The sequence below is a fragment of the Enterocloster bolteae genome (genome assembly GCF_002234575.2).
GTDB classification, from domain to species: Bacteria; Bacillota; Clostridia; order Lachnospirales; family Lachnospiraceae; genus Enterocloster; species Enterocloster bolteae.
In genome coordinates this window covers 1681336-1701165 of sequence record NZ_CP022464.2, presented here as the reverse complement: position 1 = coordinate 1701165, position 19830 = coordinate 1681336, and the positions used below count along the sequence as shown (strand labels likewise).

14 protein-coding genes are annotated in these 19830 nt (G+C 53.3%); 1 reads left to right on the top strand and 13 read right to left on the bottom strand.

The window, feature by feature from the left end; genetic code table 11:
- Positions 1-8 precede the first annotated feature (8 nt).
- Both CGC65_RS08130 and CGC65_RS08125 read right to left on the bottom strand, forming a co-directional pair.
- Positions 9-1154, bottom strand: coding sequence for a GGDEF domain-containing protein (locus tag CGC65_RS08130; protein ID WP_002569900.1), 1146 nt, complete (start codon positions 1152-1154; stop codon positions 9-11).
- Positions 1155-1237: 83 nt separating this feature from the next.
- Positions 1238-2071 (bottom strand): MerR family transcriptional regulator, encoded by an 834-nt coding sequence (locus CGC65_RS08125; RefSeq protein WP_002569901.1) that lies wholly within the window; start codon positions 2069-2071, stop codon positions 1238-1240.
- A gap of 116 nt (positions 2072-2187) precedes the next feature.
- Between CGC65_RS08125 and CGC65_RS08120 the strand changes: the two genes are divergently transcribed.
- Positions 2188-3516 (top strand): MATE family efflux transporter, encoded by a 1329-nt coding sequence (locus CGC65_RS08120; RefSeq protein ID WP_002569902.1) that lies wholly within the window; start codon positions 2188-2190, stop codon positions 3514-3516.
- 159 nt (positions 3517-3675) lie between these two features.
- Here CGC65_RS08120 and CGC65_RS08115 read toward each other — a convergent pair whose 3' ends face one another.
- The 11 genes from CGC65_RS08115 to CGC65_RS08065 all read right to left on the bottom strand — a co-directional run bounded on the left by CGC65_RS08115 (position 3676) and on the right by CGC65_RS08065 (position 19803).
- Complete coding sequence (locus CGC65_RS08115) at positions 3676-4455, bottom strand: response regulator transcription factor (protein WP_002569903.1); 780 nt, start codon at positions 4453-4455, stop codon at positions 3676-3678.
- Complete coding sequence (locus CGC65_RS08110; protein WP_002569904.1) at positions 4440-6152, bottom strand: sensor histidine kinase; 1713 nt, start codon at positions 6150-6152, stop codon at positions 4440-4442. Before CGC65_RS08110 ends, CGC65_RS08115 begins: the two co-directional genes overlap by 16 nt.
- The gene (locus CGC65_RS08105) at positions 6149-7312 is read right to left on the bottom strand and encodes an extracellular solute-binding protein (RefSeq protein ID WP_002569905.1); all 1164 of its coding nucleotides are present in this window, start codon (positions 7310-7312) and stop codon (positions 6149-6151) included. The genes CGC65_RS08110 and CGC65_RS08105 overlap by 4 nt, the downstream gene beginning before the upstream one ends.
- A gap of 34 nt (positions 7313-7346) precedes the next feature.
- On the bottom strand, positions 7347-8423 hold the full coding sequence (locus tag CGC65_RS08100; RefSeq protein ID WP_002569906.1) for an ABC transporter ATP-binding protein: 1077 nt from the start codon (positions 8421-8423) through the stop codon (positions 7347-7349).
- Positions 8424-8546: 123 nt separating this feature from the next.
- A complete protein-coding gene (locus tag CGC65_RS08095; RefSeq protein WP_002569907.1) occupies positions 8547-10256 on the bottom strand; it encodes an ABC transporter permease in 1710 nt (569 codons plus the stop codon).
- Positions 10257-10451: 195 nt separating this feature from the next.
- Positions 10452-11654: an ABC transporter substrate-binding protein gene (locus CGC65_RS08090; protein WP_002569908.1), complete on the bottom strand. Its 1203-nt coding sequence runs from the start codon at positions 11652-11654 to the stop codon at positions 10452-10454.
- Between the two features lie 139 nt (positions 11655-11793).
- Complete coding sequence (locus tag CGC65_RS08085; protein WP_235622290.1) at positions 11794-15630, bottom strand: ATP-binding protein; 3837 nt, start codon at positions 15628-15630, stop codon at positions 11794-11796.
- A gap of 146 nt (positions 15631-15776) precedes the next feature.
- Entirely contained in the window at positions 15777-16997 is a 1221-nt protein-coding gene (locus CGC65_RS08080) for a sensor histidine kinase (protein ID WP_002569910.1), read from the bottom strand.
- Positions 16997-17683: a response regulator transcription factor gene (locus CGC65_RS08075; RefSeq protein ID WP_002569911.1), complete on the bottom strand. Its 687-nt coding sequence runs from the start codon at positions 17681-17683 to the stop codon at positions 16997-16999. The genes CGC65_RS08080 and CGC65_RS08075 overlap by 1 nt, the downstream gene beginning before the upstream one ends.
- Positions 17684-17807: 124 nt before the next feature.
- Positions 17808-18851, bottom strand: coding sequence for an ABC transporter permease (locus CGC65_RS08070; RefSeq protein ID WP_002569912.1), 1044 nt, complete (start codon positions 18849-18851; stop codon positions 17808-17810).
- Complete coding sequence (locus CGC65_RS08065) at positions 18790-19803, bottom strand: ABC transporter ATP-binding protein (protein ID WP_002569913.1); 1014 nt, start codon at positions 19801-19803, stop codon at positions 18790-18792. The genes CGC65_RS08070 and CGC65_RS08065 overlap by 62 nt, the downstream gene beginning before the upstream one ends.
- Positions 19804-19830 lie beyond the last annotated feature (27 nt).

Genomic DNA, 19830 nt, shown 5'->3' with positions numbered 1-19830 from the left:
GTATCCTCCTATGTGTTTTTATTCTTATAGTACTGCTGCTTTCTCATGTACATGTTCTTGTCCGCCCTGCGGCACGTGCTGTAGAGATCCGCATCAGCCTTGGGGTCATAGATGGAATATCCCCAGGAAAAGGTGAATTCCGGCATGGATGCCTCCCTGTTAAACATGTCCCCGAACCGTCTCATGAAATCCTGTATCTTATCCCGGTCCGCATCCGGCATCACCACCACAAACTCGTCGCCCCCAATGCGGTACATTACTGCCTCCCTGGTCCGCATATTGAGATATGCCTTTGAAACGCAGGTAATGTAGACATCTCCGGCATCATGCCCCAGGGTATCGTTTACATGCTTAAGGCCATTTAAATCCAGAAGGATGAATCCTGTTCCCTCCTGGGCCTTCCCGGCAATGCGGTTTCCTATATCCAGCTGATATGCGTTCCGGTTTTTAAGCTGGGTCAGGTAATCCGTATTTGACATATCCCGGTAAAAGGGATTGGATATGCGCCTGAACAACAGTCTGGAGGCGAGACAGGCCCCAAGGCTGAACAGCAGGATAAACAGCGGAAGCAGGAGACGCAGGCTCCGGTAGGTATCATACTGATGGCCTGCCTCGAACTCGATTCCCACCACTCCCAGCACCTGTTCCCCATCATATATGGGCATGTAGGTGATAAATATTTTTCCCCATTCCGTGTCCTTAATCCGGTCCGGAAGCACCTTCTGTCCGTCCAGTGCCCGCTGCATGTCCGGGTAAATCTCATGCTCAATCAGGTCCCCCGGATAGCGGAAGTCCGGCTCCGATTGATCCAGGCAGTCGATAAGATACACGAACTCGCCGTCCTCATTCATCTTTGCGGTGTAGAGATACCGGACACCGGAAATCTCCCTGATCCTCTGGAAAGCTTCATGGGCCTGCTTATAGACATCTCCCTCCATATCTTCCCTGGTCCGTACCTGGTCAAAGGTGCTCTTATCCAGACGTTTCTCCACATATCCGTATATGGCCTCTGCCTGGTCCCTCAGACTGATCAGGGTATCATTGTATGTAATTCTGTACTGAAACCAAAAAATGGAGAATGTCAACAGGGCCACTACAATTGCAGTGAATAGGGATACCTGTATGTCCACTCTCCTCCATATGCTGGGCTTCATTTTGATTTTCTCCTTGGTCATGGCTGCATTCCATCCATCTGGTATTATTTTACATTATACTATCTGGTGCATCCTTTGTCTATTTAAGGATTTATTACTTTACTCTCCACCGGCACCATAACCTTTACTATATACTGTTCGTACTCCTTCACCGTCAGCTCATCCAGCATCAAATCCTCATACCACATCTGGCCCAGCCGGATCCCCCGCTCCCCCGCAAAGGCGCTGATGAGGCGGTAGGGCTTTTCCATGTCCCACAAATGCCCCCTGCTGTACAGCTCCACATAGACTCCCTCCGGCCGGCTCTGAACCCGGCGGGAGGCAGTTTTCTTATCCAGCCTGGTATACACCTTCACATAGCGGTCATATATGCCCCGGTCCATGTCCTCTCCCAGGTAAATGGATCCCACCGCGCCCACTGTGTCATGGTACTTTTCCTGCATTCTCACATGCTCCGCAATCTCCACCGCAGCCTTCCGCTCCGACCCCGCGCTGATGTCCGACACAAGCAGGTATTCCCTGTCCCTCTCCACCAGCCTTGGCTCATCCAGAGCAGCCTTCATGGCCAGCTGCACCGACTCCTCCTCATGAAGGATGAAGCGCTTCATATTCTTAAGACGCCGTATCTCCTCGTCAATCTGGCGCTTCTTCCCGTCCATCATGGACATGAAACGCTCCGGGGAACGGTTTTCCATATACTCCTTGATTTCCCCCAGGGACATCCCCAACTTCTGCAGGGCACGAATCACCTCGAACATGTCCATCTGCCATACAAAATAATACCTGTATCCGTTCTCCTCCTTTAGGGCCGGTGAAAACAGGCCTATTTCGTCGTAGTGGAACAGCGTATGTTTCCTGACCCCCAGAATCCTGGCAAATTCTCCGGTGGTAAAGTATAGTTCCGACTGTTTTTCCATTTTCGCAAATCTCCTCTTGACTATCGGGTTACCCTATAGCATATGATAATACCTGCGGCTGAAATAATCAATATCCAACAGTACTTATTTTATTGAATCAAAACAGGAGTGTTAATATGAGTCATTCATTATCAAAAAAATTTACCTTCGGGTCCCTGCTGCTGTTTGCGCTGCCCACCACTATCATGATGGTGGTGATGTCCCTGTACACCATTGTGGACGGGGTCTTCGTATCCCGTTTCGTCAGCACCAACGCCCTTTCATCGGTCAATATCGTCTACCCCGTGATTAACATCGTACTTGGCATATCCGTCATGCTGTCCACGGGAAGCAATGCCATTGTGGCAAAAAAAATGGGGGAAGGACGGCCTGACAGCGCCAGGGAAACCTTCACCACCATTATCCTGCTGAATATCATAATCGGGCTGGTCTTTGCCGTCCTTGGGAACCTGGCGGCCGTACCCCTTTCCCGTATGCTGGGAGCCAGCGACCTGCTTCTTAAGGACTGCGTCACCTACCTGCGCTGGCAGCTGGCGTTTGCTCCCTCCCTCATGCTTCAGATTCAGTTTCAGATGTTTTTTGTAACAGAGGGAAAGCCCGGCATCGGATTGTTCCTCACCCTGCTGGCAGGCATTGCCAACGCAGTGCTGGACTATGTGCTGATTGTACCCATGGGAATGGGTATTGCCGGTGCAGCCATCGCCACGGTAACCGGGTACTCCATTCCGGCCCTTATCGGCCTCATTTACTTTGCCGCTGCCAGAAAGAGCCTGTGGTTCGTACGGCCCCGCATTGTAAAAAAGGAGCTGGGAGAAACCTGTCTCAACGGTTCTTCCGAGATGGTGACCAACCTTTCCTCCGGTGTCATCACCTTCCTGTTCAATCTGCTGATGATGCACTTTGCAGGCGAGGACGGGGTGGCCGCCATCACCATCATCCAGTATTCCCAGTTTCTGCTAAATGCACTGTTCATGGGATTTTCCCAGGGCGTGTCCCCTGTTATCAGCTTTAACTACGGAAGCCAGAACCATCAGCAGCTCAGACAGGTATTTAAAACCTCTCTCATTTTCACGGCAGCTTCCTCCCTGGCCGTTTTCCTCATGGCCCAGCTGGGCGGCAGTCTGGTGGTAGAGATTTTCGCGCGCAGGGGCACGCCTGTCTATGAACTGGCAAGGCACGGATTCATGATATTTGCATGCAGCTTTCTTTTTTCCGGCTTCACCATCTTTGCCTCCGCCCTGTTCACAGCCCTGTCCGACGGACGTATATCCGCCATCATCTCCTTCGTGCGCACCTTTGGCCTGATTATCACCAGCCTGCTGGTGCTGCCCTTTATCATCGGGATGGACGGCGTGTGGCTGGCCATTCCCATTGCAGAGTTCGGGGGAATCCTGCTGTGTCTTTATTTTTTACGCAAGTACAGGACCAAATATCACTATGCCTGATTGTTTAACTGCCCCTTAAAAAGGGGGATGGCCCGGCGCTTTGATACAAAGCAGTCCGGGCCGGCGTCATTTCTGACATATCCAGCATAAACCATGGAGCCGCTCTAAGGTCAAGGCAATTTCATCCGTGGAGATAATTGTAAGGTTTCTTACGAATTCTCATGACACCCCTTTGATAAACTTGGTGGGAGATTTGGAGGTATACTTTTTGAACACGGAGCAGAAATGCTTGTAGTCCGTAAATCCGGTGGCCTCTGATATCTCACTGATTCTGTACTGTCTGGTGCCCAGCATCACAATGGCCTGCTGTACCCTGTATTTATTGAGAAAGTCCAGGAAGGTCTGTCCCGTGACCTCCTTGAATTTCCTGCTCAGATAGCTGGCGCTGACTCCCAGGTCATCGGAGATGGATTCTATGCTCAGCTTCCTGGCAAAATCCTCCCGTATGGCTGTTATGGCCCTGGATACATACTGGTTCTCCGACAAATCCAGCTGCATGTAGTACTCCAGGTTTAAGTTGCCCCCCTCTATCTCCGCCTGCTCCATCACATGCTCCACCTGGCGGCTGCTCACGATTTCCTCCCCCAGCCGTTCCATGATGCCTGCCAGGGCCTCCTCGTCCACAGGCTTTAACAGGTACTCGCAGACCCTGGCCTCGATGGCACGCCTAGCATACTCAAAATCCGCGTAGCTGGTCAGGAGAATGCTCTTAAACCTAACCTGCTCCGAGGCTTTCTTTATCATCTCTATGCCGTCCATAAAGGGCATGCAGATATCCGTTATGACCACATCCGGCCTGTGCTCCAGAATCTTCTCATATCCGTCCTGGCCGTCGGCAGCCTCTGCCACTACCACGCAGTCCATGGACAGCCAGTCCGTGGTATAGACCAGCCCCTTTCGTATCATCTCTTCATCTTCCGCAATCAACACACGCAACATCCGTCTGATTCCTCTCTTTTCACCGGCAGGGTCACCACCAGGGTGGTGCCGTGTCCCTCCGCGCTTCTGATCTCCACCCCGTAGGGGCGACCGTACAGGATGTCAATTCTTCTGTGAATGTTATACAGTCCCGAATGCCTTCTGGGATTTTCCTTCTGCTCCAGCAGGGCTGTCAGCTCGCTTAGGGTTCCCTGAGGGATTCCCACCCCGTCGTCACGGCATATCATGATCAGCTTTCCCTCATGGATATAGGCTTTCAGCTCCACAGTCAGGTTGAGCTGCTTTCCAAACCCGTATTTCACCGCATTCTCTATCATGGGCTGGAGCACCAGCTTGGGAATCCGCAGGTCCATGGCTTCCGGCTCCATGTCAATCCTGCACCGGAACCGTTCCCCGAACCTGCGTTTTAATATGGTCAGATAGGATTCCAGGTGCTCCAAGTCCTCCTTTAGCGTCACCTCTGCCTTGCTGCCGTCCAGACTGTAGCGCAGAAGGTTTGACAGACTGAAGACCATCCGCTCCGCTGTTGCCGGCTCCAGCTTGCACATGTACCGGATGTTCTCCAGGGTATTGTACAGGAAATGGGGATTGAACTGGGATTCCAGCTGCTTGTTCTGGGCCATGGACACCAGCTCCGCCATCTTTTTGTTGTTCTCCATCTGGATTCTCAGGCTCTGTATGGTCTCGTTATAGGCGTCGGCAATGATTTTGAACTCATTGTCGCTCTGTATCCGTATAACGCCTTCCAGATCCCCGTCCCTGGCATTCTCCATCACATCCAGGATTTTATAGAAATCCTCTGTCTTTTTCTCCGTCACCTTCCTGGAGTTGAGAAGCATCCACAGGGTCATGAGCACCAGGGCCGTGATGACCAGGCCGCTGCCCAGGCCCAGGGAAATGACGATGTTCTGGATATCGGAGATGGAATACACGGTAAACCCGCCCCTGGGAACCTGCTGCCTGGATACCAGGTACATCTGTTTCTCATGGTTTAAATACCGGCCCGACTCCCTGAGGACCTTTATGACCTGGTTGCTGCTGTTTAAGAAGCTGTAATTACTGCTGACATAAGCCCAGCCAAAGGGATCGGCGATAATGGTCTGTATATCCGGCTTGTCCACAAGGGCCTTAAACTGGCTGCTGGGAATGGAACACAGGATATATCCCAGTTTCCGGTTCCCGTCCATCACGCTCCGGCCTATGGCAATCGTACTGTCGCCGCTCTTCCATCCTTCTGCCAGCCTGAGAGCCGTCTTATGGGGCTCCCGGTCCATATCGTCAAATATCCCCCAGGACACATCCTCCGGCACATCCAGGAACTGGGGGAGGTCACTCCGGCTGGACAGAAGAATGTTCCTGCTGCTGTCCATGACAAACAAATCCCCCTCCAGTCCCAGACTGTTAGTGATGCCGTAAAATATCCCAAACAGCTCAGCCTTCCCGTCCGGATCGCGGATGTTGTCAAAGCAGCCGGGCTGCGAAGCCATTTCCTCCACGCCCCCCTCATAGCGGGCCAGCACATTGTCCAGCAATCCTGCCACATACCGGTTGTGCTCAATATTGCCGCTCCTTTTCCCGTGAAGCAGCACGGTCATGAAAAGCATGCCGCATACCATGGTAAATATGACCGCCGGGACAATGGCGTAGGCGATAAACATGCGCTCCAGCTCGTGGCGGAAATACCGTTCCTTCTTCACTGGCTTCCCACCTCCCCGGACATGCCCCCATCCTCCTCAAGCACTCTGCTGTAAATAGAGGCAAAATGCTCCAGCCACATCCCTTTTCTGGAATTCACCTCGTCCTCCCTGCTGTATATGATGTGGATGTCCTCCTTATCCGGCAGATAGGAAGGTTCCTCCACATCCATTCTCACAGAACGGCGGTCCAGCCTCATGGAGATAACGGTCTGTGCATCCCTGCCCGTGACAAAGTCCACAAACTCCCTGGCCTCCTTCATATGGCGGCTGCCCTTTACGATACAGACGCTGTCCGGCGTGGAGATAACCCCCTCCTTCATATACACCAGCTTTACCGGTCCCCTGTCCGCCACATAGTGGGCGGCCGCCTCCTCAAAGGTCAGGCCCACGGCGTATTTTCCCTGGGCCACCCCCTGATACACCTCCCCGGAACCGCCTAACAGAATGCCGTCCAGGTTCCGGCAGAAGTCCTCCACGTAATCCCAGCCCTGCTCCGGCTCCCCGTCCCCCATCGCATAGAGCATATTGATAAGATGCTCATAGGCCGAGGACGACGTGGCAGGATCGCACATGGCGATTCTGCCTTTCAGCTCCGGCTGTAACAAATCCTCATAGCCCTCCACCTTCACATCCCCAATCAGGTTTGTATTTACCATGATTACACTGGGAATATCCGTGAACCGGCTCATATTGCCTTCCCTGTTCTTAAACTCATCCCGCACCATATCCTCATTGCAGCTTATGTACGCCTCAAACAGCTCCCTCTTGGGACTGGTGGTGGACAGGGAACCTCCCCAGAATATATCGCAGGGAGGATCGCTCCCCTCCTCCGCCATCTTAAGCAGCTCCCCTGTGCCTCCGGTCTGGACATAGACCCGTATTCCGGTCCGCCCCTCAAATTCAGCCACAATGGGGTTGATGAACTCAAGGGGATGGGGGCAGTAAATCACCAGCTCCTCATCCCCTGCATGGTCCCTGCCAGCCCCATGCTCCGTGCCTGCCCCAGAGTCCGTGCCAGCCCCATGCTCCGTGCTTGCTGCACGATCCGCACCTGCCCTATGGCCCGCAGCCGCAGAAGTCCTGCTGCCTGCGCAGCCGGCCAGGCAGAGGGACATTCCTATCACTGCAATATATATGCTCCAACTCTTTTTCATACGCATCCGATTCCTCATACTGCCTATTGTACCAATGCGTCTACAGGATGTAAACCCCCTTGGGATCGAAATCCAGGTATGCCTTCTCCCCTACCTCGTATATCCTGCGGTTTACAGGATTGTAATCCGTAATCTGAATCTCCATGTTCCCCACCATGACCTGATAATACTGATAGGATCCCATAAAGGTGGACAGGGTGACAGTGCCTTCCAAAAGCCCCTGCTCCGCCAGGGTGGCTCCCTCAGGCCGGATAACCAGCACCGCGTCATCCCCCGGCCCTGCCTTTGCGAAATTGTTCACCGTAAGCTCCTGACCCACCACGTCGATGACCGCTTTCTCGCCGCTTGCGGACCTGACCCTGGCCTCCAGGAAATTAGCTTCCCCGATAAAGTCCGCCACGAACCTGGAGTTGGGATGGTAGTAAATCTCTCTGGGGGTCCCAATCTGCTCCACCTTTCCCTTGCTCATGATAATGATTTTATCGGAAATACTCATGGCCTCGGACTGGTCATGGGTCACGTAGATGGCCGTAATGCCTACCTTCTGCTGGATTTTGCGGATTTCCGTCCTCATGGTGACCCTCAGCTTGGCGTCCAGATTGCTTAATGGTTCGTCAAAGAGCAGTACGCTGGGCTCAATGACAAGGGCTCTGGCCAGGGCCACACGCTGCTGCTGGCCGCCGGAAAGCTGGTTGGTCATACGTGACTCCATGCCCTCCATCTCCACCAGCTTAAGGATGTTCATGACTCTCTCATGAATCTCCTCCTTGGGGAGCTTGCGTATCTTAAGGCCATAGGCCACATTGTCAAATACATTGTAATGGGGCAGAAGGGCATAGCTCTGGAACACCATGGCCGTATCCCTCTTATTGGGTGTCAGGGCATTGATAGCCTCATCCCCCAGGTAGATATCCCCCTCATCCGGGCTCTCAAATCCCGCAATCATGCGCAGGGTAGTGGTCTTGCCGCACCCGGAAGGCCCCAGGAGTGTCACGAAGCTTCCGGGCTCGATATCCAGGGTGGTATCCTGCACCGCATAGAATTCCTTTCCTGTCTTTGGATCTGTATATATTTTGGAAATGTGTTCCAGACGAACACCCTTTTTCTGTTTCTCCATATCAACTTTCCTCCTTGCTATGAGCACTTGGCGTCTGTCTTTTAGACGCTTACGTGCGATGCATGCCACTGGCGCTTTGCGGGCGTCCTTTGGCCGCTTAGCGCAGCGTCCCGCTATGAGCGCTTAATTCTCCTGCTTTATCTTCCTGCTGACTCCAAAGAACTTCATCAGTGTATTCATGATAAGCACCGCGCCGTAGGTTATGATAATCAGAACGGTTGCATAGGCGCATGCCACGCCGTAATTTCCCTTCTCGGCCTGCTCATTGATCTGGCAGGTGATGAGCAGGAAATCGGGCGTCACCAGAAGAATGATGGCGGAAATTGCCGTGATGCTCCGCACAAAGGCAGTCACCAGTCCGCTGAAAAAGGAATCCTTAATCAGGGGAAGGGTTACGGTCATAAACACCTTGGCAGAGTTAGCGCCCATATCGTAGGCTGATTCCTCGATGGACTTGTCTATCTGGCGCAGGGCTGAGATACCGCTCCTGGTGCCGGTGGGAAGGCTTCGCACAATGAATACGATAATCAGGATCAGGCCGGTGCCGTAAAGGCCGCTCATGACGCCGGTCCTGAACAGACCGTTGGCATAACCCCTGATATATCCGATACCCAGCACAGTGCCGGGAACCGCCATGGCCAGCATGGATACAAATTCGATGAACCCTTTGGCCTTAAACCGTTTCTTTACCACCAGGTAAGAGATGACCATGGACAGGAAAGCTGTCAGGGGAGCCGCAATCAGGGACAGGACAAAGGAGTCCTTAAAAGCCTTAAGTCCGCTGGTCTTAAACATATATTGGAACCATTTAAGGCTCAGGCTGTAATCCCTGCCCCAGAGGGTAAACAGCGCGCCAAAGGGCACCATAATGTACATCAGCATGACAAAGGCCGACACGGCGCCGCAGAAAAAGGTCAGGGGAACCGTAACGCTCTTATCCTCTATGAGCATCCTCATACGGGAAGCTTTTCCCGTAAGGGTGGCTGCGGTTTTCTTCTCAAGGTAATACTTCTGGATCAGGAACAGGACCACGGTCAGGGATAAAAGCACCACGGACATGGCAGCGGCTCCGGTGGAGTCATAGGCCCCTGTTACCTGCAGGTAAATGGTGGTAGCCAGTGTGTCGTAGGAACCTCCAATCAGCATGGGGTTGGCAAAATCCGCCACGGACTCGATAAAGGTTACCAGGAATGCATTGCCCAGTCCGGGAAGGAGAAGCGGGAATGTGACGCTGGTAAACACCTTCCACCGGGAGGCTCCCATGTCCCTGGTTGCCTCCTCCAGGGAGGGGTCGATATTCTTAAGGAGTCCCTTAAGCATCAGATAGCATACAGGGAAAAAGGTCAGTGTCTGCACAATGGCAATTCCCTTAAGCCCATATACATTGGAATCATAGATTCCCAAAAGGGAGCGGGTGATGATGCCGCTTCGTCCGAACAGCATAATCATGGACAGAGACAGCACAAAAGGAGGAGAAACAACGGGAAGCATGGAAACCATGGCAAACAGCTTCTCAAGCACCTTTGTCTTAAGCTTTACATACACCTCCACATAGGCAAACAGCAGGCCGATGGCTGTGGATGCGATTCCCGTAATCATGCCTAACACCAGGGTGTTTTTGAAAGCCTTCTGGAACCGCTCCAGGCTCAGCACCCTCCCGAATACCTCCAGGGTAATCTTACCTTCCGAATAAAAGCTGTCTACCAGCAGCATCAGAAGGGGGTACAGGATAAACAATGCCAGGAATACCAGCAGTACCACAATCATACTCACCAGTATGGGGTCTGAAAAAAATTTCTTGCGCTCCAGCTCAGCGCTCTGTTTTCTGGCCACAATGAGGCCCCCTTTCCCGAGGAATTCTTTCCTCTTGATTTCTTTCCTCTCTGTTTCTTATGATCCCTTTTGCCGAACCAGGACCATAATGTAACAAATGCTGCGTAATGAATGATGTCAACCATTACGCAGCACCCGTTTGCAGGCTTACACTACATTACGTTTCCAAGTGCCGGACACCGGCAGAAGCTCTGCCTATTCTGTCAAGAAACGGCTGGAGTCCGCGCTGTCGGAGGAGCTTCCAAGAGCTGCGAAGAAGTCCTCTACATACTTGGCACTGTTTTCCTTTGCATCCTCAAAATCATAGTCAATGGTATTGTTCATATCCAGACCAAATTTTGTAGCTTCCTCAGGCTGGGTGGCATTGCTTAATACCAGGAACTGATAGGAGCCATTCTCCTTGGCGTGGTCCACACAGTCAGGAGACAGGGCGTATTCAATCCACAGCTTGGCTGCGTTTGGATGTGCGCATCCGTTGAAGATGGCGGTAGCGCCCACCTCAAAGGAGGTGCCGTCCTCAGGAACGATTAACTGGATATTGTCATAGCCCTGAAGAATCTGGTAAATGCCGTCATGAAGGAAACCGATTCCGATTACGCACTCGCCCGGGCCTACCATCTTGGATGGGCCGGAACCGGACTTGGTATACTGGGAAATGTTCTTGTCCAGGGCCTTGAAATATTCCATGGCCTCATCGTGTCCCTTCATCTGAACCATGGTGTTGATGAGCAGTTTTGCCGTGCCGGCCGTGTTGGGGTTGGACAGCATGATAAGTCCCTTGTACTCTTCCTTGGTAAGGTCATCCCATGTCTTGGGAGCTTCCAGGCCCAGACGGTCCAGTTCTTCCGTATTGACCATGAAGCCCAGGATTCCCTTATAGATACCATACCAGCAGTTGGTCGGATCCTTGTACTGGTCACCGATCAGGTTCTTGGCATTGATGGCATTGTACTCCATCAGAAGACCGTCAGCCACTGCCTCGTTATAGGGGTCTGTAGTTCCGCCAAACCATACGTCGGCAGACGGCTTGCCTGCTTCCTCGGATATCTTGGTATAAACCTCTGATGTGGAAAGTCTCTGGTATTTCGTCTTGATTCCGTACAGCTTCTCAAAATTCTGGCAGGCAGCAGACAGATATTCCTCCTCGCAGGAGCCGTATACCGTCAGTTCGCCTTCCGCCTTGGCTGCCTCGATGAGGGCGTCCATGTCCCCGCCCGCAGCCTCAGCTGCTGTGGTTTCTGCCGCGTCCTCCTTGCTCTCTTCCTTTGCAGCCTCCGAAGCTGCTGCCGTGGTGGTCTCAGGCGCGGCCGTGGTTTCCGCCGGCTTGCTGCCGCCTCCGCAGGCAGTAAGGCTTAAAGCCATGGAGCATGCCAACAAAAGTGCCAGTTTTTTCTTCATAATAATACCCTCCTTCTCATTTCTGATGATTTCATCATAGCAGAAAAGAAGGAGGGTAAAAACCGCTTTTTAAGTAATTTTGTCGTAATTTCTGAACATGCCTTCTGTTTTTTTATCTAATATCCACAACCTTATCCGTTTACAGACATGCATCCAGCATTCTCAGCAGTTCCTCCACACGAATGGGCTTGGACAGGTGTCCGTTCATGCCGCTGTCCAGGGACTTCCTGCTGTCCTGATCAAAGGCATTGGCTGTCATGGCGATAATGGGAATGGTTCTGGAATCCGGCCGCTCCATGGTGCGGATACGTCTGGTAGCCTCGATTCCGTCCATCACAGGCATGCGTATATCCATGAGCACCGCGTTATAATATCCCGGTTCATGATTTCCGAAGGCATCCAGGGCAGCCTGCCCATTTTCCGCTGTCTCCACCAGAAAGCCCTCCATCTCCAGAAGCGACTGTGCAATCTCCTGGTTTAACAGGTTATCCTCCACAACCAGCAAACGCTTGCCATGGAAATCATGGTGCTCCGGCTCTCTGCTGCGGGGCCTCTGCCCGTCCAGCTTTCCAATGGGCAGAGTCAGGGTAAAATAGAACTCCGATCCCTCTCCCAGGACGCTTCGTACTCCCAGCGTGCCTCCCATCATCTGGACCAGGCGGCTGGAAATAGCAAGCCCCAGCCCGGTTCCCCCGTATTTGACAGAAGTGTTTTTCTCCGCCTGCTCAAAGGCATTGAAAATGCTGTCCATAGCTTCTGAAGCAATGCCGATTCCCGTGTCCTTTACGGAAAATGTGAGACGCTGGCCTCCGGAGCTTCCTTCCTCCGGTGTGATGGAAAATATCACGTCCCCTCCCTCTCCTGTAAACTTGACGGCATTTCCGATAATATTAATCAGCACCTGTTCCAGCCGCAGGCGGTCCGTCACAAGAGCCAGTCCCTGACAGCATCTGTTTTCCACAATAAACCGCAGCCCCTTCTGCTCTGCCTGGGGCCGCATCATGCCCTCCAGGGATCTGACGAAATCCTCCATGTCCATGGGCTGTACATTCAACTCCATCTTTCCGCTCTCAATACGGGACATGTCCAGGATATCATTGATAAGGCTGATGAGATACTGGTTGGATGTCTCTAATTTATCCAGGCATTCCAGCACCCGGTCCCTGTCATCCGCCACATTTCTGGCTATGGAGGTCATGCCCACTATGGCGTTAAGCGGCGTGCGTATCTCATGGCTCATCCGCGACAGGAAATCCGTCTTGGCCTGGCTTACGGCATCCGCCCTGGCTTTCATCACAAAGGACGGAATGATTTTGCTCAGCTCCTCCAAAAGCTTCCTCTGCTCGTCGTTCCAGCTGTATCCGTCCGTCTTCACCTCAAAGCTCAGAATGCCGGCAAACATGCCCTGGTTCCATATGGCTGCCTGGAGACAGCTCATGGACGACTCATCATAGACAGCGTGTCTGTTCAGGCCTGACGGGTCAAATTGACCGGGCCACTGCTCATACTGCTCCCTTGTAATGTAAAAGGTCTTATGCATCATCAGGTCTGTCTTATCCCTGGCCCACTGGTAGCTGAAGCGGCAGGTCAGATAATCACGGTCCACATCCAGAAGAGACACCCGGTCCAGGCCGAACGTCTTGCCCAGCCTGGCAAAGAGCAGCTGCACCGCGTCGTTTAAATTTCTTGCCTTTCCCAGAAGGTCCAGGGCAAAGGAGACCAGGTCCTCCCTCTGCTCGGTCAGGCCCTGCTCTATGGTATTGAGCTGGTGTTTCTCCGTATAAAGGTCCGTCAGCATCTCCCCCAGCTCGTTGGAGGTGTCCAGATAACAGGCCGCATTGCCCTGACAGTTTTCCTTCACATATTTAAGAGTGCTCTCCGCACACCGGTACAGGCCGCTGTACTCGTCCACCACCTCGGTGGCGCACATGCCGATGCTGACCGATATGCTGATGTCCTTGTCCGACTGAAGCAACAGCTCCCGGACCCTGGCCGCGACGCGGGGACCTGTCACCGTTGCCCCGGCCTTTCCCCTGCCCTTTAACACCAGCATGAACTCGTCGCCACCCATACGCACCCTTATATCATCCGGCTCCGTCTCAGCCCGCAGGATATCGGCCACCTCCTGGAGAACGGCATTGGCAAAGGCAACGCCTTCCTCCTGGTTGATGCGGGTAAAGTTATCCATGTCCAGAAGCATGAGGGCGCAGCGCTCTCCCAGGGGTTTTTGGGCCATATACTCCTGGGCTATCCTGGTCCCGGCCTCCCTGTTCCACAGTCCGGTCAGTAAATCCTTGGATTTGGCCTCCTCCAAAGCCAAAGCCATGGTCTGTTCCTTTGTAATGTCCTCTATGATTCCCAGAACGGTTCCGTTCTGTCCGTTTTCTCCGTATTCCACCGCGGACATGGTCACCCGGCACCAGGAATCCTTGACAGTCAGAAACTGGGCGGAGGCAGTTCGTTTTCCGCTGTGGATGTCCTCGTACATCCGGATAAAATCCCTGCGGCCTCCAGGGACCACCATCTCCTGTGCAAAGCTGTCCGGCATATTCACATACCGGCTGCCGCACTGGTACCGGGCGCTGGTCCTGTCCGGAATGACGCAGGTCCGCCGGTCCGGGTAATAGTAAAACTCGCACAGGGATGTGTGCTCCAAAGCCATATTCAGTATGGCGCTGTTTGCCTCGGCCAGCTCCTTAAGCTGCTGGTTCTGGTGTTCGGTGCGCTTGCGGATGTCAATGTCCAGAAATACGCTCTGGGCAATCAGCTCCCCGTCCCCGTCCTCCACCATCTCCAGTTTTCCCAGTATCCAACAGGACGTTCCGTCTTTCTGGCGGACACGGTACTGGAAATTCATGCTGTCGCCTGCCTTTTCCAGATTGTCCAGCTGGTCCAGCTTCATCTGGTAATCCGCTTCGGCAATCAGCTCCTTCCATTGCCAGACTCCGTGGGACCAGAACTCCTCCGGCTCATATCCCAGAATCCGTATGCTCTCCCGGTTGGCATTCTTAAACACCACACGTTCCCGGTCCAGCGGCTTCCACTGCATGATGCCGCACAGAACCGACTGGAACAGCTGGTCGTACCGGCCGGCCTGGCGTTCCTTTTCCCGGTTCTCCTGTTTCAGCCGCTCCTCGGCCTCCACCTCGGCGGAAATATCCCGGACCACGCTCAGGCAGATATCTCTTCCATCCTCTGCCTGGGCAAAATTCCCGGTCTCATATACATGGATATACCGGCCGTTCTTTTTCCGGATGCGGTAGCGCACCCCATAATCCCGGACTTTGCCAAAGGCGTCCCGGACCACCCCGTACACCCTTTCCCGGTCCTGGGGATGGATGCAGTTACCCACCATGCCCTGACTGTCCTGGCTGAACTCTTCATATGTATATCCCAGACAGTCCAGCATCCTGTCATTGACATAGTACAGCGGAAAGCCCGGTTCAAAGTAGGTGCCCAGCATACCTCCTGGGATAGTCTTCCCCAGCAGCTCCAGGGCGCTTCTGCCCATGCGGCGGGCATACTCCTCACTTACGGATTCCGCAAAGGAAAGGGGAAAGAATTCACCCTCCTCCTGAAAATCAGCGGGTACGGACGCGTGGATGGAAGACACTTTAAAACCTTCCGCTGTGCGGACACAGGTGGATGTAACGCGCACGCCCATGGCAAAGTTCTCGCCGTCGGGAAGTATGCGCACCACAGTAAGCCTGCCCTGCATGACGGCGCAGTCAGGGGTGAGGCTGTTCTCCCTTATATCCTCCCATATAAGCTGGTAGGCGTCCGGGTCCAGTGAAAACTCCTGTTCCAGTGCTTCAAGTACCTGTTCCTTTCCGCAGGAATACTCACCCTTGCCAGTGCCAATCCACTGTACATCATCCATCAGCCAGTCAAGCGTGGCTTCCACATTCCGGTTTACCATGTATTCCTTAAAAAAGGCCCTGGTGGTATTCTCCGCATCCCGCGGTTGTTTCCCCATCTTCCTAGTCCTCCCCTTAGACTGCAGCAGGCAGCCGTTTGCGTGTATTGTTTCAATATATAAAAACATTCTAACACATTCCTGTTAAAATAAAAAGGAGAATACCATTCCCCTTTTTAATACTGTCTTTTTAATACCACCCGCTTTTACCCCCTCTTCCTTTTCACTGTCACATAAAAGCAGTTCATTCCGTCCTTATACTCCACCCCAATCCTGGCCCTGTGGCTCCTGGCTGTCTCTGCCGCTATGGCCAGTCCCAGGCCATAACCACTTGTGCTGCTTCTGGCGCTGTCGTCCCTGTAAAACCTTCTGAAAATCAATGTGCGCTTATCCTCAGGTATGGGTTCTCCCTGGCTGCACACCCACAGCCTGGCCCTGCTGCGGCCTGTCTTCTCCAGCCTTATCTGCGCCCGTCCCCTGGGTACGCAGTATTTAACCGCGTTGTCCATCAGGGCCTTAATCAGCTGCCCCATCCGGCAGGGGTTTCCCATCATCAGCACATCATCTTCTATGTCATACTCCAGAACCTTTTCCTCCTGGTAAAACACAGGTTCAAAGGTCAGTATCTTCTCCATAACCAGCTCGCTTAAGCTGAACCGGGTAAATTCTCCCTTCCCCGGTACATAGGAATCGTTCCTGGCCAGAAGCAGGAGACTTTCCACCAGGGCGCGCATTTCCCTGCACTCCTGGTTTACATGCTCCATCCACTTGTCCGCCTCTGCCGATATGCCTGCATACCGCTCCTGTAAAAGCTCTGCATTGGCCGTAATCACGGTCAGCGGCGTTTTTAGCTCATGGGAAGCATCCGCCACGAACTGCTTCTGCATGCGGACAGACTCCTCCACCGGCTTTACGGCCCACCGGGAAAAGAAATAGGACAGCGCGAAGAACCCAAGCCACACAGCCACACAGGCCATTCCGCCGTATTTCATGATCCCGTTTCTCAGTGAATCCTCATAGGTGGTATCTGCAAATGCGATCATATAACCGGCCGGCTGGCTGATTCTTAAATACCTCAGATGGTATGCGTCCAGTATTCCCATGTCCTCCTCCCCGTTCATGCCCAGGACAGCCATCTGCTCCAGGAATTCCGGTTCCCAGTAAGCACCATATCCTTCCTTCAGCGACACCACACCGTCCTCCCCCACCAGAACAGTGAAATACGGCATCCGTACCGGCGGCATGGCAGCAAATATCAGGGACTGTTCCTCCCCTGATACCACCCTGGACAGCGCCAGGCTCCCCTGGTCATTTACCCTGTGCTTCACCACAGAGGTCACTGCGCAGAAGGTTATTCCTATGACCGCTGTCACCACCAGCATATTGTAAATGATAAACTTAAGCCGAAGCCTGCCTATTTCCCTCATCACAGCACCTCCCTGCCGTCCTTTTCCACTATCCTGTATCCCAGCTTGCGTATGGTGACAATCATCACATCCGCCTTGAGGAAATCCAGCTTCTTTCTCAGAAAAGATATGTAAATCTCCACATTGTTCTCCACTGCCTCCGCGTCATTTCCCCATACTTTGGACAAAAGGGTGTCCTTGGAAACCACCATATCCCGGTTCACCATCAGAATACGCATGATGTCATATTCCTTTTTGCCCAGCTGTATGCTTTTGTGCGGCCCTCTTAAGGTGTAGTCCGCCTGGCTTAAGGATACATTTCCCAGGTTCAGGTTTTCGGGTATCATCTCCCCCCTGCGCCTTAAAATGGTCTTCATGACAGCCAGAAGCTCCTGCATGTCAAAGGGCTTGGTCAAATAATAATCAGCTCCGCTTTCCAGCCCCGTCACCCTGTCCTCCAGCTCGCTTTTCGCTGTCAGTATCAGTACGGGAACCTGGCATCCCATTTTTCTGGCCTCCCGCAACAGGGTGATTCCGTCCATTCCGGGCAGCATCAGGTCCAGGACAGCTGCGTCATAGCCGCCGTCCTTTAACAGCCAGCAGCCGGTATTGCCGTCCCCGCAGATATCGCAGTCATACCAATGCTTTAATATGTCACGGATGGACTCAGCCAGCCGTCTGTTATCCTCCACAATCAAAACTCTCATCTATATCCACTCCCTGTGTTGCGCCATGTCTGAAAAATCCACCTGTATTCTCTCGCAATTCTGTATGAACCGCAAGAGAACAGAGGTGGATTTCACAGATAATTCACAAACCTGTACCGCTCTTTTACCTGCTGCGTATCTCCCTTCTCATAAAGCTGATGTAGGAAGCGGCGAACACCACGGCCGTCAGCGCCAGCAGGCCTGTCAGATGGGGCCATACCAGCAGGCAGCTCTGTCCCAGTGACAGATAACCGCTGATGGCGCCCGACAGCTGCTGGGGCAGGATGATATTGGTGGACCGCACCATGGGATTCATGATGGTGGAAACCGCCTCACTGTAAAGGTAATAAGGCGACAAGCGGTTCAGGCTCATCTGGCAGCTGTAATTATCCAGAATCTGCCCTGCCGATGCAGCCTGCCCCATGGGATACAGGGCATTGGCCACAATGCTCACCACCAGGGTCATAAACAGCGCGAAGAAGATCCACAGCGCAATCACAATCATAGCTGATGTGGCTGCATGGCGGCACAGCACGGAACAGAGGATAGACAGCGCCAGCCAGAAGCAGATATACACAGAGGTGAAAAACAGCAGCACCAGCACTCTTCCCGCTTCCTCGGCAGAAGGCGGCACCCCGGTGGCCAAAAGTCCCACAGAACCTGCGATGAGTCCCATGGAAAAGACCATGAGGAAGATGATTGTGGCGCCTGCCAGGAATTTCCCGTTTATAACTGCATCGCGGTAAATAGGCTGCGCCACCAGACGGTTAAGCGTCCCCTCGGATCGTTCGCTGTTGATGGCGTCAAATCCCAGGCTCAGCCCCACAAAAGGTCCCAGCAAAGCAATGAAAGAGGTAAAGGACGGGATGGAGCTTCCGCTTAAGGTGAACAGCTTCAGGAAAATGTAGCTGGAATCAGACGCAACCGCATCCGAAAGGCCGGTCAGCGCCCCGTATATGCTGGCGCAGCTGGTCAGCAGAATCAGTCCCAGCACAATCAGGAACCGTTTGCTGCGTATGTGGTCCGACATCTCCTTTCGGTATAAGGCCGCCATGCCGCCCATGCCATTACACGGTCTTATCTGTGTACCTTTGTCTGGCATATTCTTACCGCTGTTCCCTGCCGAAAGAAAGGAATCCTTTATTTTTCTTTTGATTGAGACCACCATTTTTCTGCTCTCCTTTCTCAAAATATCTGCGGTAAATTTCATCCAGGTCATTTCCCCGCTGTCTTAAGTGGCGCAGGGTATAGCCTTTTTCCAGGGTCCTGCGGTTTAACTCCCTGCACAGGTCTGACCTGGAATGGACTACATAGAAATCGCCGGTCCGCTCCACCTGCTCCACATTGCCAAGGCTCCTTAGCAGTTCCTCGAATCCGCTGTCATCGGGAAAAGCAGCTGCCTCCAGGGCATAATGCCCTTCACGGCGCATCTGCCCTGCCAGCTCGTCAATCCTTCCGCAGGCAATGAGCCTGCCGTCCACAAACAGCCCCACCCGGTCGCAAATCTGCTGAATCTGATAAAGCTGGTGGGATGATATGAGAATGGTCCTTTTATCATCCTCCGCCAGGCTGCGTATCAGGGTCATCAGCTCCCGCATTCCTTCCGGGTCGATTCCCAGGGTGGGCTCATCCATGATGACCACCTTCGGATCCTTCATCAGGACATCGGCAATTCCCAGACGCTGTCTCATTCCCCGTGAATAGGTTCCCGCCTTCTGGTCGGCTGCCTCCGTCATGCCCACCTTTTCCAGAAGCTCCTCCATCCGGCGGTCTGTCACATCACTGGGCAGTCCGTTCAGCTGCCCTGTAAACCGCAGGTTCTCCCGTCCTGTCATGTCGGAGTAAAACCCCACATTATCCGGCAGATACCCCACCATCCGCTTGACGTCGATGGCCTGTCTGGCGCAGTCCTTCCCGTCTATGTACGCACTGCCGCCCGTGGGCTCGGTCAGCCCTAACAGCATAAGGGTGGTGGTGGTTTTTCCGGCTCCGTTTGGTCCCAGCAGCCCGAATATTTCCCCCCGCCGGATTTCCAGTGTCAAATCACAGACCGCTTCCTTCTCCCCGTAGGATTTGGACAGGTGTTCGGTCCGTATCATCATTTCTTCCTCATAATCCATAACAATGACCCCTTTCCAGCCAACTAT

Coding starts and splice junctions, on each gene's coding strand:
- CGC65_RS08115 (WP_002569903.1), bottom strand. CDS start 4,455: ATGTTGCGTGTGTTGATTGCGGAAGATGAAGAGATGATACGAAAGGGG.
- CGC65_RS08065 (WP_002569913.1), bottom strand. CDS start 19,803: ATGGATTATGAGGAAGAAATGATGATACGGACCGAACACCTGTCCAAA.
- CGC65_RS08100 (WP_002569906.1), bottom strand. CDS start 8,423: ATGGAGAAACAGAAAAAGGGTGTTCGTCTGGAACACATTTCCAAAATA.
- CGC65_RS08105 (WP_002569905.1), bottom strand. CDS start 7,312: ATGCGTATGAAAAAGAGTTGGAGCATATATATTGCAGTGATAGGAATG.
- CGC65_RS08130 (WP_002569900.1), bottom strand. CDS start 1,154: ATGAAGCCCAGCATATGGAGGAGAGTGGACATACAGGTATCCCTATTC.
- CGC65_RS08090 (WP_002569908.1), bottom strand. CDS start 11,654: ATGAAGAAAAAACTGGCACTTTTGTTGGCATGCTCCATGGCTTTAAGC.
- CGC65_RS08085 (WP_235622290.1), bottom strand. CDS start 15,630: ATGGGGAAACAACCGCGGGATGCGGAGAATACCACCAGGGCCTTTTTT.
- CGC65_RS08070 (WP_002569912.1), bottom strand. CDS start 18,851: ATGGTGGTCTCAATCAAAAGAAAAATAAAGGATTCCTTTCTTTCGGCA.
- CGC65_RS08075 (WP_002569911.1), bottom strand. CDS start 17,683: ATGAGAGTTTTGATTGTGGAGGATAACAGACGGCTGGCTGAGTCCATC.
- CGC65_RS08080 (WP_002569910.1), bottom strand. CDS start 16,997: ATGAGGGAAATAGGCAGGCTTCGGCTTAAGTTTATCATTTACAATATG.
- CGC65_RS08125 (WP_002569901.1), bottom strand. CDS start 2,071: ATGGAAAAACAGTCGGAACTATACTTTACCACCGGAGAATTTGCCAGG.
- CGC65_RS08120 (WP_002569902.1), top strand. CDS start 2,188: ATGAGTCATTCATTATCAAAAAAATTTACCTTCGGGTCCCTGCTGCTG.